General features: G+C 60.0%; 14 protein-coding genes and 2 pseudogenes. 14 read left to right on the top strand and 2 right to left on the bottom strand.

What is annotated here, in order from left to right; all coding sequences use genetic code 11:
* The 4 genes and pseudogenes from PDO_RS01455 to PDO_RS01440 form a co-directional block, all read left to right on the top strand.
* Positions 1-233: pseudogene (locus PDO_RS01455) on the top strand (beta-ketoacyl-ACP synthase); the annotation flags it as partial.
* Between the two features lie 57 nt (positions 234-290).
* Positions 291-1,319, top strand: a complete 1,029-nt coding sequence (locus PDO_RS01450) for a zinc-binding dehydrogenase (RefSeq protein WP_007596881.1) — start codon at positions 291-293, stop codon at positions 1,317-1,319.
* Positions 1,320-1,323: 4 nt separating this feature from the next.
* Positions 1,324-2,253, top strand: a complete 930-nt coding sequence (locus tag PDO_RS01445; protein ID WP_037072249.1) for a lipid A biosynthesis lauroyl acyltransferase — start codon at positions 1,324-1,326, stop codon at positions 2,251-2,253.
* A gap of 180 nt (positions 2,254-2,433) precedes the next feature.
* Positions 2,434-3,180, top strand: a complete 747-nt coding sequence (locus tag PDO_RS01440) for a PAS domain-containing protein (RefSeq protein WP_007596879.1) — start codon at positions 2,434-2,436, stop codon at positions 3,178-3,180.
* A 57-nt stretch (positions 3,181-3,237) separates the two neighbouring features.
* On the opposite strand, the gene PDO_RS01435 is transcribed toward PDO_RS01440, so the two are convergent.
* Positions 3,238-3,771, bottom strand: a complete 534-nt coding sequence (locus PDO_RS01435; protein ID WP_244426321.1) for a hemerythrin domain-containing protein — start codon at positions 3,769-3,771, stop codon at positions 3,238-3,240.
* A gap of 259 nt (positions 3,772-4,030) precedes the next feature.
* On the opposite strand from PDO_RS01435, the gene ccoN reads away from it, so the two are divergent.
* From ccoN to PDO_RS26600, 10 genes are all read left to right on the top strand, one after another.
* The gene (gene ccoN / locus PDO_RS01430) at positions 4,031-5,665 is read left to right on the top strand and encodes a cytochrome-c oxidase, cbb3-type subunit I (protein ID WP_007596877.1); all 1,635 of its coding nucleotides are present in this window, start codon (positions 4,031-4,033) and stop codon (positions 5,663-5,665) included.
* Positions 5,666-5,679: 14 nt separating this feature from the next.
* The gene (gene ccoO / locus PDO_RS01425; protein WP_007596876.1) at positions 5,680-6,411 is read left to right on the top strand and encodes a cytochrome-c oxidase, cbb3-type subunit II; all 732 of its coding nucleotides are present in this window, start codon (positions 5,680-5,682) and stop codon (positions 6,409-6,411) included.
* A 10-nt stretch (positions 6,412-6,421) separates the two neighbouring features.
* Positions 6,422-6,574 (top strand): CcoQ/FixQ family Cbb3-type cytochrome c oxidase assembly chaperone, encoded by a 153-nt coding sequence (locus PDO_RS01420; RefSeq protein ID WP_007596873.1) that lies wholly within the window; start codon positions 6,422-6,424, stop codon positions 6,572-6,574.
* A gap of 3 nt (positions 6,575-6,577) precedes the next feature.
* Positions 6,578-7,441 (top strand): cytochrome-c oxidase, cbb3-type subunit III, encoded by an 864-nt coding sequence (ccoP, locus tag PDO_RS01415; RefSeq protein WP_007596872.1) that lies wholly within the window; start codon positions 6,578-6,580, stop codon positions 7,439-7,441.
* Positions 7,442-7,638: 197 nt separating this feature from the next.
* Complete coding sequence (ccoG, locus tag PDO_RS01410) at positions 7,639-9,219, top strand: cytochrome c oxidase accessory protein CcoG (RefSeq protein ID WP_007596870.1); 1,581 nt, start codon at positions 7,639-7,641, stop codon at positions 9,217-9,219.
* The gene (locus PDO_RS01405; protein WP_007596869.1) at positions 9,216-9,704 is read left to right on the top strand and encodes a FixH family protein; all 489 of its coding nucleotides are present in this window, start codon (positions 9,216-9,218) and stop codon (positions 9,702-9,704) included. Before ccoG ends, PDO_RS01405 begins: the two co-directional genes overlap by 4 nt.
* Before the next feature lie 2 nt (positions 9,705-9,706).
* Positions 9,707-12,019: a cation-translocating P-type ATPase gene (locus PDO_RS01400; protein WP_007596867.1), complete on the top strand. Its 2,313-nt coding sequence runs from the start codon at positions 9,707-9,709 to the stop codon at positions 12,017-12,019.
* Entirely contained in the window at positions 12,016-12,171 is a 156-nt protein-coding gene (gene ccoS, locus PDO_RS01395) for a cbb3-type cytochrome oxidase assembly protein CcoS (protein ID WP_007596865.1), read from the top strand. Before PDO_RS01400 ends, ccoS begins: the two co-directional genes overlap by 4 nt.
* A 121-nt stretch (positions 12,172-12,292) precedes the next feature.
* Positions 12,293-13,711, top strand: coding sequence for an NADP-dependent phosphogluconate dehydrogenase (gene gndA / locus PDO_RS01390; RefSeq protein ID WP_007596864.1), 1,419 nt, complete (start codon positions 12,293-12,295; stop codon positions 13,709-13,711).
* Between the two features lie 215 nt (positions 13,712-13,926).
* Positions 13,927-15,105, top strand: a complete 1,179-nt coding sequence (locus PDO_RS26600) for a GGDEF domain-containing protein (RefSeq protein ID WP_007596862.1) — start codon at positions 13,927-13,929, stop codon at positions 15,103-15,105.
* Between the two features lie 42 nt (positions 15,106-15,147).
* On the opposite strand, the pseudogene PDO_RS28880 reads toward PDO_RS26600, so the two are convergent.
* Positions 15,148-15,274, bottom strand: a pseudogene (locus tag PDO_RS28880) (LacI family transcriptional regulator); the annotation flags it as partial.

The following is a 15,274-nucleotide window of genomic DNA, read 5'->3' as shown; positions in this document are numbered from 1 at the left end:
TGATCGGCCACACGCTGACGGCTGCCGGTGCGGTTGAAGCGGTGTTCTCGATCCAGACCATGCTTACGGGTACGCTGCCGCCGACGATCAACTACACCAATCCCGATCCGGCCATCGTGCTGGACGTGGTGCCGAATGTGAAGCGCGATGCTGATGTTTCGGCGGTTGCGTCGAACTCGTTCGGTTTCGGTGGCCAGAACGCAAGCCTTGTCATGACGCGGGAACCGGTCTAATCCGCCTCGCAACCCTGATAGATCTGTACTAACGCCCGCCGGGCGGGGAAAAATCCTATGCGCGCATTGCAACTCGTCGAAGACCGCAAGCTTGAAATCGTCGACCTGCCGGAACCTGATGCTCCCGGTCCGGGCGAAGTGACCTTGCGCGTCAAGGCCGTCGCCCTCAATCACATTGATGTCTGGGGCTGGCGTGGCATGGCATTTGCCAAGCGCAAGATGCCGCTGGTGATCGGTGCGGAAGCCTCGGGCGTCGTCGAAGCCATCGGTCCGGGTGTTGGCAATATCCTGCCGGGCCAGCTCGCGGCCATCTACGGCGCGCGAACCTGTGGCCTGTGCAAGCCCTGTCGCGAAGGTCGCGACAATCTCTGTGAAAACGTCTCCGGCGTGCATGGCTTCCATCTCGACGGCTTTGCCCAGGAAAAGATCAACCTGCCGGCCCGTCTGCTGGTCCCGGCCCCTCCGGGCGTCGATGCGATCGGTGCAGCCCTTGCTCCGGTCACCTTCGGGACCGTCGAACACATGCTGTTCGACAATGCCAAGCTTGAACCGGGCGAAACGATCCTCATTCATGCCGGTGGATCAGGCATTGGAACGGCAGCGATCCAGCTGGCCAAGAAGATCGGTTGCACGGTCATCACCACAGTCGGGTCCGACGACAAGATCGAGCCCGCCAAGGCGTTGGGTGCTGATCACGTTATCAATTATCGCACCGAGCGCTTCGAGGGCGTGGTCCGCAAGATCACCAAGAAGAAGGGCGTTGATGTGGTGTTCGAACATGTCGGCAAGGATACGTTTGCCGCGTCGATGTTCTGCCTGAAGCGCGGCGGCCGTCTGGTCACCTGCGGCTCGACGTCCGGTGTATCCACCGATGTCAACCTGATGATGCTGTTCCAGCAGCAGCTGAAACTGCTCGGCTCGTTCGGCTGCCGGATGGAAAACATGGCCGACGCCATGCAGAAGATGGCGCGTGGTCTCGTGCATCCGGTTATCGATACCGAAGTCACATTCGATGATATCGACAAGGCGCTCGCCCGTATGGAAGGCCGCCAGGTATTCGGCAAGATCCTCCTAAAGATGGATTGATCCATTGCGGATGATCATCACCCGTATCGTGCTCGCCCTGCGTAACCTGTCGCAATGGTTGGTTGCGCAGTCTGCGTTTGGTTTCCTGAACCTGCTGAAGATTTTTCCGGCCGATGCGGCGATCAATTTTGCCGACCGGCTGATGCGTTGGGTCGGGCCGAAGACATCGCGACACAAACTGATGCTGGTCAATCTGCGCAACGCCTTTCCGGAGAAATCCGAGGAAGACCGCGAGACGATCGCGCTGGCAAGCTGGGGCCATATGGGCCGGCTTGCCGCGGAATACGTCTTTCTCGACCGACTGTTCGACTTTGACCCAGAGAAGCCGGGTGAGGGACGGATCGAAGTCTCAGGCGTGCCGATCTTCATGGAACTGCGCAACCAACCGCGGCCGTTCATCGTCTTTACCGCCCATACTGCAAATTTCGAGCTCTTGCCGGTCGCAGGCGCCGCCTTCGGTCTGATGGTGACGGTGCTGTTCCGGCCACCGAATAATCCCTATATCGCCAAGAAGGTTTTCGATTTCCGTGCCAAGCGCATGGGCAAGCTGGTTCCCTCACATGCGGGTTCGTCATTTGCCCTGGCGCGCCAGCTGGAGCAGGGCGGCGGCGTCGGTGTGCTCGTCGACCAGAAATTCACGCGCGGTGTCCAAACGCAGTTCTTCAACAATCCGGTCCAGACCAATCCGCTGCTGGCCAAGCTCGCCCGCCAATTCGGCTGCGACATCTATCCGGCGCGCTGCATCCGTCTGCCCGGCAATCGCTTTCGTCTCGAGATCGAACCGAAGATCGATCTGCCGCAAAACGAGAAGGGTCAACTGGACGTCGCTGCAACCGCGCAATTGCTCAACGACAAGGTGGAATCTTGGGTCCGGGAACACCCCGAGCAGTGGCTCTGGTATCATGATCGCTGGAATATCAAGCACACGATCTGATGTATTTCGGGCCGCCGACAGGTATGTTTCTTGGTCGTCATATACCGTAACATTTTTTGGGCTAGAGCTTGAAGGCTACGCCCAGAGATTGAAGATGATGCAACCTCATGTTATCGCTCAAGTTGGAGTGAGTGTGATGTGGTGGCTTGCCCATGTCACATGAGTGAATGAGGTGAGTGCATGTCTTCAGATCCATCGCGTGACGGCAACCTTCTTCCGCTGTTCGAAGCTGTTTCATTGAAGAATGTGCAATTGCAGCAAGCCATTCGCAGCGGCAACGACCGGCTAGTCGCGGCACTCGATCGCGAGCTTGATCCCCTGATCTGCGAAATGGTGGCGTATCGCGCCAGCGAGGCCGATGAAATCTACCTTCAACTGCATTTGCTGACCAAGCTTTTGCGCGAAGATGCCGATGATCGGTCCTGCGTCCTGCGCCATACCGCCCTGATGAGCATCCTGATCGAGCGGTATTTCGGACCGCGTGGTCTGGCTAGGCCGACAGGTGATGCCGTGGTCTCCATGCTCGATTCCAAGCCGCAGCCCGCCTTTGGCGATGACGACATGCTCAACGAAGTGATCCTCAGCAGTCTGCCCGATCGTATTGCCGTGGTGACCCGGGATTATCGTTACCTGTTTGCCAACCCGGCGATGGCCGATATGCTGCGCACGCGCCCGATCGATATCATTGGTCGCAGTGTATTTGAACTTGGCCTGCAACCGGATGCGTTCGTTGCCATGCGTGATGCGCTGGATCATGCCTTCCGCGGTGAAAGCGGTGATTTCGCCAGTCGCTTCAACGGTGGCAACCATCTGGTGTCGGCGTTCTACGGCCGGTTCACACCATTGCGCAGCAGCCAGGGTGCGATCAATGGTGCCGTGCTGACATTCAGCGATGGCAATGTCGGCGTCAACAATCTCGCTGCCTGAACAGTCTCCGGTAGCTGAACGGTCCAGGGCAGGTCGTTTCGGCCATTGTTGCGGTGTTCAATTCATATCGAAACCACGCGCCTTGTCGCTCACGCCTGCCAGCAGGTGTTCGCGTTCAAAAGCGATATGGCGCCGGATGCCTTCGAAGAAGCCACGCAGCATATAGCCGACCGCCTCCATGTTGACCGCATCGCCCGACCCCAGCTTGAGAAGCGCGTCGGTCAATTCCTCGGCAAAACACTCGTCTTCGAAATGTTCGAATTTCAGTCGCTCGAGTGTCTGTGCGAGATGCGCGGGCGCGCCTTCGCTTGACTGCAACTGCGGGAAGAGCACCGTTTCCTCGTAGTGATGTCCGCCCTTGATCAGCGGGCCCAGCGCCTTTGCCGCATAAATACACTTCTGCCGGTTGATGCTGGACGGCAACGAATCGGCAATCTCCTCCAGCTCCTTGCACAGCGCCAGCTGTTCGCCGTGTGATCTTCCCAGCCAGGTCAGGCTGCTTTCGCCACCGTCTGCAAGTTGTGGCGTGCCGCTGCGGAACTCGTCCGTGCGGGATGAGTACGTAGTCGTTTTTGCTTGCATGTCGATCATCTCCAACGCGCCGTCCACGGCGGCCCCGTCCCGCATCAAGCCACCGATCCGATCCTCCCGATCTTGTGGCCCGATCTTGTGGCGGACAGGCAGCTTCCTCCGGTGTGTTGGCAAGGTTGGCCGATCCCCGCGAGATTGCCTTGACTTGGATCAAGGTGGTTTCGCCGCGTCAATGCGATGTCTGCAGATGATGCGGGAGGATTCTCCGTCTGGCGATAGGCCCGCAATTGGATCAGCAAGCCGTTGGGGGATTCCAACAATGAATTATACAATAGAAACCATGGGGATGGCGTTGCTCGCCTTCGCCGCGCTGCTCGGGGTGGCTTTTGCCCATGACAGCCTGTTTGCGGCCCATATGTGGGTTGCGTTCTTCGTGCTGGCGGTCGGTACGATCATCATGTTGCGGCGGATGAAATTTGCGCCGACGAATGGCGTGGTCACGACGCCTGCCGCACCGAAGTCCGAATATTTCGATGAGGTGGTGCGCTATGGCGTGATCGCCACCGTATTCTGGGGTGTGGTCGGCTTCCTCGTCGGCGTCGTTGCAGCGCTGCAACTGGCCTATCCTGACCTCAACATTGAACCCTGGTTCAATTTCGGCCGGGTCCGCCCGCTGCATACCTCGGCAGTCATCTTCGCCTTCGGTGGCAATGCGCTGATCGCCACCTCCTTCCATGTGGTGCAGCGCACGTCGCGGGCACGTCTGTTTGGCGGCAATCTCGGCTGGTTCGTCTTCTGGGGCTACCAGTTCTTCATCGTCATGGCCGCCACCGGCTATCTGCTGGGCATTACCCAGGGGCGTGAATATGCCGAGCCGGAATGGTATGTCGATCTCTGGCTCACCGTTGTCTGGGTCGCCTATCTGATCACATTCCTGGGCACGCTCCTGACCCGCAAGGAGAGCCACATCTATGTGGCCAACTGGTTCTATCTGGCCTTCATCGTGACGATCGCGATGCTGCATATCGTCAACAACCTCGCGATGCCGGTCTCGTTCCTCGGCGTGAAGAGCTATTCGGCCTTCTCCGGGGTGCAGGATGCGCTGACGCAGTGGTGGTACGGCCACAACGCTGTCGGTTTCTTCCTGACGGCCGGCTTCCTCGGCATGATGTATTATTTCGTGCCGAAGCAGGCCAACCGTCCGGTCTATTCCTACCGCCTGTCGATCATCCACTTCTGGGCGCTGATCTTCATGTATATCTGGGCCGGCCCGCACCACCTGCACTATACCGCTCTACCCGACTGGGCGCAGACACTCGGCATGGTGTTCTCGATCATGCTGTGGATGCCCTCCTGGGGCGGCATGATCAACGGTCTGATGACGCTGTCCGGCGCCTGGGACAAGATCCGTACCGACCCGATCATCCGCATGATGGTCATCGCTATCGCCTTTTACGGCATGTCGACCTTCGAAGGCCCGATGATGTCGATCAAGGCGGTCAACTCGCTGAGCCACTATACCGAATGGACCATCGGTCACGTTCACTCCGGCGCACTCGGCTGGGTCGGCATGATCACCTTCGGGGCGATCTATTACCTCACGCCGAAGCTGTGGAACCGCAACCGTCTGTACTCGATGCGCCTGGTCAACTGGCACTTCTGGCTCGCCACGCTCGGCATCGTCGTCTACGCCGCCGTTCTGTGGGTTGCCGGCATCCAGCAGGGGCTGATGTGGCGCGAATATGATGAACAGGGCTTCCTGGTCTACTCGTTCGCTGAATCGGTCGCGGCCATGCATCCCTATTTCGTGCTGCGTGCCATTGGCGGTGCCATGTACCTGCTCGGTTCGCTGATCATGGCCTACAACGTCCTGATGACCATCCTCGGCTACGAGCGACAGGAAGCACCGATCCCCGGATCCGTCATTCCTGCTGCCGTGCAGCCGGCTGAATAAGAAGGAAGGCTCATATGTCTATTCTTGATAAACATGTCATCTTCGAGAAGAACGGGAGCCTTCTTCTCCTCGGGTCGTTGTTGGTGGTCACCATCGGCGGCATCGTGGAAATCGCGCCGCTGTTCTACCTCGAAAACACGATCGAAAAGGTCGAAGGCATGCGGCCTTACACGCCGCTGGAACTAGCCGGTCGCAACATCTACATCCGCGAAGGATGCTATGTCTGTCACAGCCAGATGATCCGTCCGTTCAAGGATGAGGTCGAGCGCTACGGGCATTATTCGCTGGCGGCTGAATCGATGTACGACCATCCGTTCCAGTGGGGCTCTAAGCGCACCGGTCCGGACCTGGCCCGCGTCGGTGACCGCTATTCCAACGAATGGCACGTTCAGCACCTGAACGAACCGCGCGACGTCGTGCCGGAATCGGTCATGCCTAGCTACTCCTATCTGCAGACGACGGTGCTCAAGGTACCGGATGTCAGTATGGAGCTGGTCGCCAACCGTCGCGTCGGTGTTCCCTATTCTGACGAGATGGTCGAGCAGGCATCCGCCGATCTTGCCGCACAGGCGGATCCGAATGCCGACACCGAGGCACTTCTGGCCCGCTATCCGAAAGCCAAGGTTGGTGATTTCGATGGTGATCCTGCCCGTTTGACGGAGATGGACGCGCTTGTCGCCTATCTCCAGATGCTCGGCACGCTGGTCGATTTCTCCACCTATGACGACGCAACCGGTTATCGCTGAGGAGGGCATCATGGAAACCTATACGGCCTTGCGCCACTTCGCCGACAGCTGGGGGCTGCTTGCAATGGCCCTGTATTTTGTTGGCGTCGTCGCCTTCACGCTGCGTCCGGGCGCCAAGCGGCTGGCGGAAGAAGCAGCCAGCATCCCTCTCAAGGAGGATTAACAAATGGCAGAAAAACACATTGACGAAATCAGTGGCGTCGAAACCACTGGCCATGAATGGGACGGCATCCGGGAACTGAACAACCCCATGCCTCGCTGGTGGGTCTACACCTTCTATGCGACGATCATCTGGGCCATCGGCTACATGGTGGCCTATCCGGCGATCCCGATGCTGACCGGTGCGACCAAGGGTCTGCTCGGTTATTCGAGCCGGGCCGAGGTTGCGGCCGAACTGACCAGCGCAAAGGCTGCTCAGTCGGTCTATCTCGACAAGATCACAACCTTGCCGTTGAACGAAATCGTCGCCGATCCCGGCCTGGCACAGTTTGCGGTTGCCGGTGGCGCTGCGGCCTTCAAGGTCAACTGTGCCCCTTGCCACGGATCGGGTGCTGCCGGTGGTGCGGGTTATCCGAACCTGAATGATGACGACTGGCTGTGGGGTGGTGATCTGGAATCGCTGCACACCACCATTGCCCACGGCATTCGCTACGATGGCGATGCCGACACCCGGATCTCCGAGATGCCGGCTTTTGCCGAGATCATCGAGCCCGAACAGGTTAAGCAGGTTGCCGCCTATGTCGTCAGCCTGACCGGCACGCCGTCCAATCCGGCACTGGTTGAACCCGGTCGTCAGGTGTTTATCGACAATTGCGCAGCCTGCCATGGCGAGGATGCCAAGGGTCTGCGGGATTTCGGTGCCCCGAACCTTGCCGATGCCATCTGGCTGAAGGCGGGAACGGAAGCGGGGATCATCGCCCAGATCAACGCGCCGAAGCACGGCGTCATGCCTGGCTGGGGGACGCGTCTGGGTGACGCAACCGTCAAGCAGCTGACCGTCTATGTTCATTCGCTGGGTGGTGGCGAATAGCGGACCGACCCGAAAGCACAAGTCTGTTGCAAGACTGGCCGCATCCTTGGATGCGGCCATTTTTTTGCGCCTGCCTTGCTCAAACTGAGCAGGCTTGATGCCTTGCGACGCTTCGCCGCTGCTTGACTTAAGTCAAGGCGGATTGCGTCCCCAGGTGGGACAAGCAAGCATCAGAAACAGGCGCGGGTGCCACGAATATGCTTGCCGATCAGAAACAAGTCGCCAATGGCGGCGAGGTCGAGAGACACGAAGCCGAGGCGGTGATGTCGGCCAAGCTGCGTGGTCCGCTGTACCAGGCTCGCAAGAAGATCTTTCCCAAGCGCGCCGAGGGCCAGTTTCGCCGGTTCAAATGGATCGTCATGGCGATCACGCTTGGCATCTACTACCTGACGCCCTGGCTGCGCTGGGATCGCGGCGCTTATGCGCCGGACCAGGCGGTGTTGATCGATCTTGCACACCGCCGCTTCTATTTCTTCTTCATCGAGATCTGGCCGCAGGAGTTCTTCTACGTTGCCGGCCTGCTGGTGATGGCCGGGTTCGGTCTGTTCCTGATCACCTCCGCCGTCGGCCGTGCCTGGTGTGGCTATACCTGTCCGCAGACCGTCTGGGTCGATCTGTTCCTCGTGGTCGAGCGGTTTATCGAGGGCGATCGCAACGCCCGGATCAAGCTGGAAAGTGCGCCCTGGAGCCTGTCGAAGGTCTGGAAACGGGTTTCCAAGCATGCGATCTGGGTGTTGATCGGGGTGCTGACCGGGGGCGCCTGGATCTTCTATTTCGCCGATGCGCCGTCGCTCGCCATGGACTTCGTGGCCGGCCGGGCCGAGCCGGTTGCCTATATGACCGTCGCCGTCCTGACCGCTACGACCTATGTGTTTGGCGGTCTGATGCGCGAACAGGTGTGTATCTACATGTGTCCGTGGCCACGCATCCAGGCGGCCATGCTCGACGAGAAGTCGCTGGTCGTCACCTATAACGACTGGCGCGGCGAACCGCGCACCCGCCACGCCAAGAAGGCGGTGGCCGCCGGCGAGGCGGTTGGCGATTGCGTCGATTGCAATGCCTGCGTCGCCGTCTGTCCCATGGGCATCGATATCAGGGACGGGCAGCAGTTGGAATGCATCACCTGCGCGCTATGCATCGATGCCTGTGACGGCGTGATGGACAAGGTCGGCAAGCCGCTTGGCCTGATCGCCTATGCGACGCTGGAGGAATATCAATCGAACATGGCACTGGCGACGAACGGCGGAACGACGGTGATCGAACCGGCACGGGTGCGCGAAGCGGATGGTTCGTTCAGCGACAAGGTTCGTCATTTCGACTGGCGGGTGATTTTCCGGCCGCGGACGCTGCTCTACATGTTTGTCTGGAGTGCCGTCGGTGTCGGCCTGATCGTCACGCTGCTCGGTCGCGACCGGCTGGAACTCAATGTCCTGCATGACCGGAACCCGCAATTTGTGCTGGAATCCGACGGCTCGATCCGCAACGGTTACACGATCCGGATTCTCAACATGATCGCCCAGCCGCGTGATATCATCGTCTCGCTGGAAGGACTGCCGGACGCCGTGATGAAGATCAATGGCATCAACGAGGCGCCGGGCCGCACGTTTACCGTTTCGGTCGAACCGGACGAGGCGACCACCCTCAAAGTCTTCGTGACCATGCCGGGCGACAAGATCGCCAGCGATGCCGAGAATGTCCAGTTCATCGCCAAGGATACCGCAAGCAGCGAGCAGGATACCTATACCGCCGTCTTCAATGCCCCGGGAGCCAAGAAATGAGCCAGAAAACGATCAAGACCTTCACCTTCACGGGATGGCACATGCTGGCTGCCATGGTGCTTTTCTTCGGCACGATCATCACGGTGAACTTTACCATGGCCTATTTTGCCACCTCCACCTGGAGCGGGCTGGTGGTGAAGAACACCTATGTGGCCAGCCAGCAGTTCAATGGCAAGACGACGGCCATCCGCGAGATGCTGGCCACCGGCATCAAGGGGCAGCTTGAGGTCGAAGGTACGGCCATTCGCTACACGCTGACACTTCCCGGCGAAAAGCCTGTCGTGGCCGACAGTGTCACCGCACATTTCAAACGGCCGGTCGGCGAACACCAGGACTTCCAGTTGGCTCTGACACCGGCCGGCGACGGTCTCTATGTCGCGGAGCATGCGGTTCTTTCCGGCAACTGGATCGTCGAGATGATCGCCATACAGGGCGGCAAGACCATCATGCATGAAGCCAATCGCATCGCGATTGCGGGAGAATAACCATGAGCTGCTGCGCGGCAGGAACAGAAGGTGCGCTCGACATCGAGCGGGCAGGGCATGCCTTGCCCTCGACCGAGGAAATGAAGCTGTCGAGCCGCGCGGTCGGGCCGGGGCTCTTTCAGGTCGATCTCAGCGTTCCCGCCGTGCATTGCGGCACCTGCATCATGACCGTGGAGCGTGCACTCAAGGCTTTGCCTGAAGTTGAGCGGGCGCGGGTCAACCTGTCGACCAAGCGGGTCTCCATTGTCTGGCGCGAGATGGTCGACGGCGTCGAGACCGATCCGGTTCAGCTTGCCCGGGCGATCGCCGCCACCGGCTATGATTCGCACCTGTTCACGGCGGCGGAAGAAGCCTCCGATGCGCTACGCAACCAGTTGATCCGGGCGGTTGCCGTATCGGGTTTTGCGGCGACCAATATCATGCTGCTATCGGTGTCCGTCTGGTCCGGTGCGGATGCTTCGACGCGCGATCTCTTTCACTGGATTTCCGGCCTGATCGCAGCACCTGCGCTGATCTATGCCGGCCGGTTCTTCTATCAGTCGGCCTGGAGCGCGTTGAAACACGGCCGTACGAATATGGACGTGCCAATCGCGATCGGCATTACGCTGTCCTATTTCGCATCGATCTGGGAGACGATCCATCACGGCGAACATGCCTATTTCGATGCGACGGCGTCGCTGCTGTTCTTCCTGCTGATCGGTCGCACGCTTGACCACATCATGCGCGACCGCGCGCGTTCGGCGATCAGTGGTCTGGCGCGGCTCAGCCCGCGCGGTGCCATGGTGATCGATGCCGATGGTGCACGCGACTATCGTCCGGTCGAGGACATCCGGGTGGGTGACCATGTGGCGATTGCCGCCGGCGATCGTATTCCGGTGGATGGCCTGGTCATCTCTGGCGAGACCGATCTCGACATGTCGATCGTCAATGGGGAAAGTGCGCCGGTCTCCATTCGTCCGGGTGCGGCCGTCCAGGCCGGGACATTGAGCTTGACTGGGTCACTGACCATCGAGGCCACGGCGACGGCGCAGAATTCATTCCTGTCGGAAATCATCCAACTGATGGAGGCCGCCGAAGGGGGCAGGGCGCGTTACCGCCGCATTGCCGACCGGGCTGCCCGCTTCTATTCACCGGCCGTCCATTTCCTGGCGATTGCATCCTTCGTTACCTGGGGCCTTTACGACGGCGATTGGAAACATGCGATGATGGTGGCGATTGCCGTACTGATCATCACCTGCCCCTGTGCGCTCGGTCTTGCCGTGCCGGTTGTCCAGGTTGTTGCGGCCGGCCGCCTGTTCAAGGCGGGCATCATGGTCAAGGACGGGTCCGCTATGGAGCGGCTCGCCGAAATCGACATGGTCGCCTTCGACAAGACGGGAACGCTGACGCTCGGCCGACCGCGGTTGATCAATGCAAACCGGATCGAGCCGGGCGTTTTCTCCATTGCCGCCGGCCTTGCCGCGCATTCGCGCCATCCGCTGTCACAGGCGCTGTGCAGCGCCTATGGCGGCCAGTCGCTCGGCTTTGCGTCGGTTCGTGAAGTGCCTGGCTCAGGTGTCGAGGCCCAGAGCCCATCCGGCCTTTACCGGCTGGGCAACCGCCGCTTTGCCTGTGCCGATACCGTTGGGCATGACGAGGCGAATGTCTATTCCGAGGTGGTGCTGTCGTTGAACGGTGCCGAAATCGGGACCTTCCATTTCGAGGACATGCTACGGCCGCGGGCTGAGGCCGCGATCCACAGCCTGAAGGCTTCTGGACTGACGCTCGGCATTTTGTCCGGCGACCGCGCGCCGGTCGTGGCGCAGCTGGCAACCCAGCTCGGCATCGAGCGCTGGCGGGCCGAATTGTCGCCGCGGGAAAAGGCGGAAGTCTGCGCGTTTGCGGCTGACAATGCACACCGCCTGCTGATGGTCGGCGACGGTATCAATGATGCCCCGGCGCTGGCTGCAGCGCATGTCTCGATGGCGCCGGCGACGGCGGCGGATGTCGGACGCCAGGCGGCTGATTTCGTTTTCATGCGCGATGGTCTCGATGCCGTGCCGTTTGCGATCGAGGCTTCTCGCCGTGCTGGCCGGTTGATCCGCGAGAACTTCGTCCTGGCAATCGGCTATAATGTCATTGCCGTGCCGATTGCGCTCCTCGGCTATGCCACGCCGTTGATCGCGTCGATCGCCATGTCGACTTCGTCACTGATCGTCGTTGCCAATGCGCTGCGCCTCAATCGTCTGGCGATGAGCGCGGAGAGCGCTGCGGGCATCGCCGAGACGTTTGGAGAGGTCACTGACCCCGTTGCCGAAACGAGGCTTGCCGCATGAACATGCTGATTTTCCTCATTCCGATCGCATTGTTCCTCGGCGGGCTCGGTCTCTATGCCTTCCTCTGGGCGCTGAAGAGCGGCCAGTACGAGGATCTCGACGGTGCAGCCTGGCGGGTGATTACCGACGATGACGATCATCCCGCAGCCTGACATCATTTTTCCTGATATGAACTGTCAAGTTTACCGATTGATCAAATTTCATCCTTGCCGCTGACGCCGGAGAATGCGAGAAAAGCCCTCCTTAATCGATTTGCATGCGGAGGTCTTTGTCGTGCAGCAGGCGGAAATCGGACTGATCGGTCTCGGAGTCATGGGCTCCAATCTTGCGCTTAACATTGCCGAAAAGGGCAATCGTATCGCGGTCTTCAATCGTACCACGGCACGCACCGACGAATTCCTCGGCGAGGCCGGTCCCTTGGCCGAGCGGATCATCGGTTGCCACACGATCGAAGAATTCGTCGCCGCAATCCGCCCGCCACGCCCGATCATCATCATGATCAAGGCCGGCGAAGCGGTCGACCAGCAGATCGATGCGCTGATGCCGTATCTGTCGAAGAACGACATCATGATCGATGCCGGCAATGCCAATTTCCGCGACACGGTTGCCCGTTTCGCCCGTCTCGATACTACTGATTTCACCTTCATCGGCATGGGCGTTTCCGGCGGTGAAGAAGGCGCGCGCCACGGTCCGTCGATCATGGTGGGTGGCCGGGAAGAAAGCTGGAAGCGCGTCGAACCCGTGCTGACCTCGATCGCTGCAAAGTATGACAACGATCCTTGTGTCGCCTGGCTCGGCACCGACGGCGCCGGTCACTTCGTCAAGACGATCCACAATGGCATCGAATATGCCGACATGCAGATGATCGCTGAAATCTATGGCATCCTGCGCGACGGCCTCGGCAAGAAGGCCGGCGAGATCGGCAACACGTTCGGCGCCTGGAACAAGGGTCGGCTGAATTCTTACTTGATCGAGATCACCGAGAAGGTGCTGGCTGCTGCCGATCCGGAAAGTGGCGCGCCGATCGTTGACGTCATTCTCGACAAGGCCGGGCAGAAGGGCACCGGCAAGTGGTCGGTGATCGAAGCCCAGCAGATGGGCATTCCGGCGACCGCGATCGAAGCCGCCGTTGCCGCCCGCAGCCTGTCTTCCGTCAAGGATGAGCGCGAAGCGGCGCAAAAGATCTTCGGCAACCCGGCCCGCGTGTTCAAGCTTGAGGGCGGCGCGATCGAGACGGATCTCGAGCTTGCGCTGTTTGCCGCCAAGATCGCCGCCTATGCCCAGGGCTTTGCCGTGATGTCGGCAGCATCCAAGGAATTCAACTGGTCGCTACCGATGCCGACGATCGCCAGGATCTGGCGCGCCGGCTGCATCATCCGCTCGCAGTTCCTCGACGAGATTACCCAGGCGTTCACCGCCAATCCCGATGCGGCCAACCTGATTGTGACGCCTGCGTTTTCGGCCATGGTCAAGCAGAGCCTGCCATCGCTGCGCCGCGTCGTGGCCGCCGCTGTTACCGCTGGCCTGCCAGTCCCGGCGCTTGCCTCGGCGCTGACCTATTTCGACGCCTATGCCCAGGCACGCGGCACAGCCAACCTAATCCAGGCGCAGCGTGACTTCTTCGGCGCTCACGGTTTCGACCGTATTGACGGCAAAGATATTCACCATGGCCCGTGGGGCAGCGGCGCCTGAGTCCTTGCAGTCTCTATCCATCGCTGTTCAAAGGCTCGGGAACCCGGGCCTTTTTGCTGCCGAGATCGGCGCGATAGTTGCATTGCATAGCTGCCATGCATTTTATGGGGGCATTATACGCTCGCCCATTATGCCGGGATTAACCGCTCGCTCCTTACGGTCGGACTAGCTGCGGACGTGGGGGTCTTCGGCAGAACTGATCGAGTGTTTGTTCCGTGGCCGCCATTCACCTTCCGACCATAATGCTGGGTAGCTTTGCAGCACTTCTGGTCTTCAGCGTGTTTTTCATCCTGGACTGGCTCCGTGCACGGCATCGCCTTGAGCTTTTGATGTGGTCGCTGTCGTTCTTTACGGCGGCAATCGGTTTCGCCTTGCTGTCCCAGCGGACGCGCGACTACAATTTTTTCACCATCTCGCTTGGCAACAGTCTGGCTCTGGCAGGGCTGGCCTTTGTCTGGGTCGGTCTGAGGCTGTTCGACGGGCGCCGGCTGCATATCGCCGCCGCCTTTGCCGGACCGGTGTTCTGGACCGTGTTGACCGCCGGGGTTCCTGAGATCGGCAGCAGCGTCAATATCCGCCTCTGCGTGTACTCCGTGCTGGTCGCGACCTATTCCATACTGATCGCCCGGGAGGTCTTGAGAGACAAGGTCGGCGAAACGCTGCCAAGCCGGGTTGTGGTCGCCATCTGGTTTTTCCTGCACGGCTCTATCTATCTTCTGAGGATCCCGTTTTCCTTTCTGTGGCCGGTGGTGGCCGGTGGCGATACGCGCGTCTTGCAGCCATTCTGGTACGGTATCATTACCTTCGAACTCTTCGTCCACATCATCGTCGGCGGCTTTTCGTTCTTCGTCCTGATGAAGGAAAGAATGGAATGGGAGCACAGGAAAGCTGCGGAAACGGATGCGCTGACAGGCCTTGCCAATCGGCGGGCATTCTTCTCAAAGCTCGATCGATTGACGTCAGAAGACCTTGGTCGGGGTGCCTTGCTCTACATGGACATCGATCATTTCAAGCGGATCAACGACCAGCATGGGCACTCCGCGGGCGATATGGTTCTGTCTGCCTTCGGTGCGCTGCTGTCGTCGTGCGAGACGGTTGCGGGCTGTGTCGTGGCCCGCCTGGGCGGCGAGGAGTTTGCCGCCTTTCTGCCGGATACCGAAGAAGGCGACGCCATGGCGTTCGGCAATCGCCTGCGTGAGGTGCTCGCCCGGGAAGGTTTCAAGGTCGATGAGGGCGAGATTTCGGTCTCCGTCAGTATCGGTGTTGCCAGCGGCTGCGCCCTGTCATCCGATGAATTGCTCAAGCGGGCCGACATCGCGCTCTATCGGTCGAAGCTCGGAGGGCGCGACCGTGTCACCCTGTGGACACCGGAAGCCATGCCGTTGCCTGTCTAAGTGCAATGGGCCTGAGCAAGATGGGCCTGAGCTCGATTGACCTCAATCGCCCCAGATCGGCTGGCTGACGCTCTGCAGCAATTGCGGCTCAACGCCGTCGATCCGGGCAATCACGGCCTTGGCCAGTTCGCGGCCCGACTGGCGCACGTCCTCATAGGCAGTGATGATT

Origin of the sequence: Rhizobium sp. PDO1-076 (genome assembly GCF_000247475.1) — a bacterium.
Taxonomy (GTDB): Bacteria; Pseudomonadota; Alphaproteobacteria; order Rhizobiales; family Rhizobiaceae; genus Allorhizobium.
This window is presented reverse-complemented; position numbering and strand designations above follow the sequence as displayed.

Coding starts and splice junctions, on each gene's coding strand:
- ccoN (WP_007596877.1), top strand. CDS start 4,031: ATGAATTATACAATAGAAACCATGGGGATGGCGTTGCTCGCCTTCGCC.
- PDO_RS01450 (WP_007596881.1), top strand. CDS start 291: ATGCGCGCATTGCAACTCGTCGAAGACCGCAAGCTTGAAATCGTCGAC.
- PDO_RS01420 (WP_007596873.1), top strand. CDS start 6,422: ATGGAAACCTATACGGCCTTGCGCCACTTCGCCGACAGCTGGGGGCTG.
- PDO_RS01440 (WP_007596879.1), top strand. CDS start 2,434: ATGTCTTCAGATCCATCGCGTGACGGCAACCTTCTTCCGCTGTTCGAA.
- ccoO (WP_007596876.1), top strand. CDS start 5,680: ATGTCTATTCTTGATAAACATGTCATCTTCGAGAAGAACGGGAGCCTT.
- PDO_RS01405 (WP_007596869.1), top strand. CDS start 9,216: ATGAGCCAGAAAACGATCAAGACCTTCACCTTCACGGGATGGCACATG.
- ccoP (WP_007596872.1), top strand. CDS start 6,578: ATGGCAGAAAAACACATTGACGAAATCAGTGGCGTCGAAACCACTGGC.
- PDO_RS01400 (WP_007596867.1), top strand. CDS start 9,707: ATGAGCTGCTGCGCGGCAGGAACAGAAGGTGCGCTCGACATCGAGCGG.
- PDO_RS01435 (WP_244426321.1), bottom strand. CDS start 3,771: ATGATCGACATGCAAGCAAAAACGACTACGTACTCATCCCGCACGGAC.
- ccoG (WP_007596870.1), top strand. CDS start 7,639: ATGCTTGCCGATCAGAAACAAGTCGCCAATGGCGGCGAGGTCGAGAGA.
- ccoS (WP_007596865.1), top strand. CDS start 12,016: ATGAACATGCTGATTTTCCTCATTCCGATCGCATTGTTCCTCGGCGGG.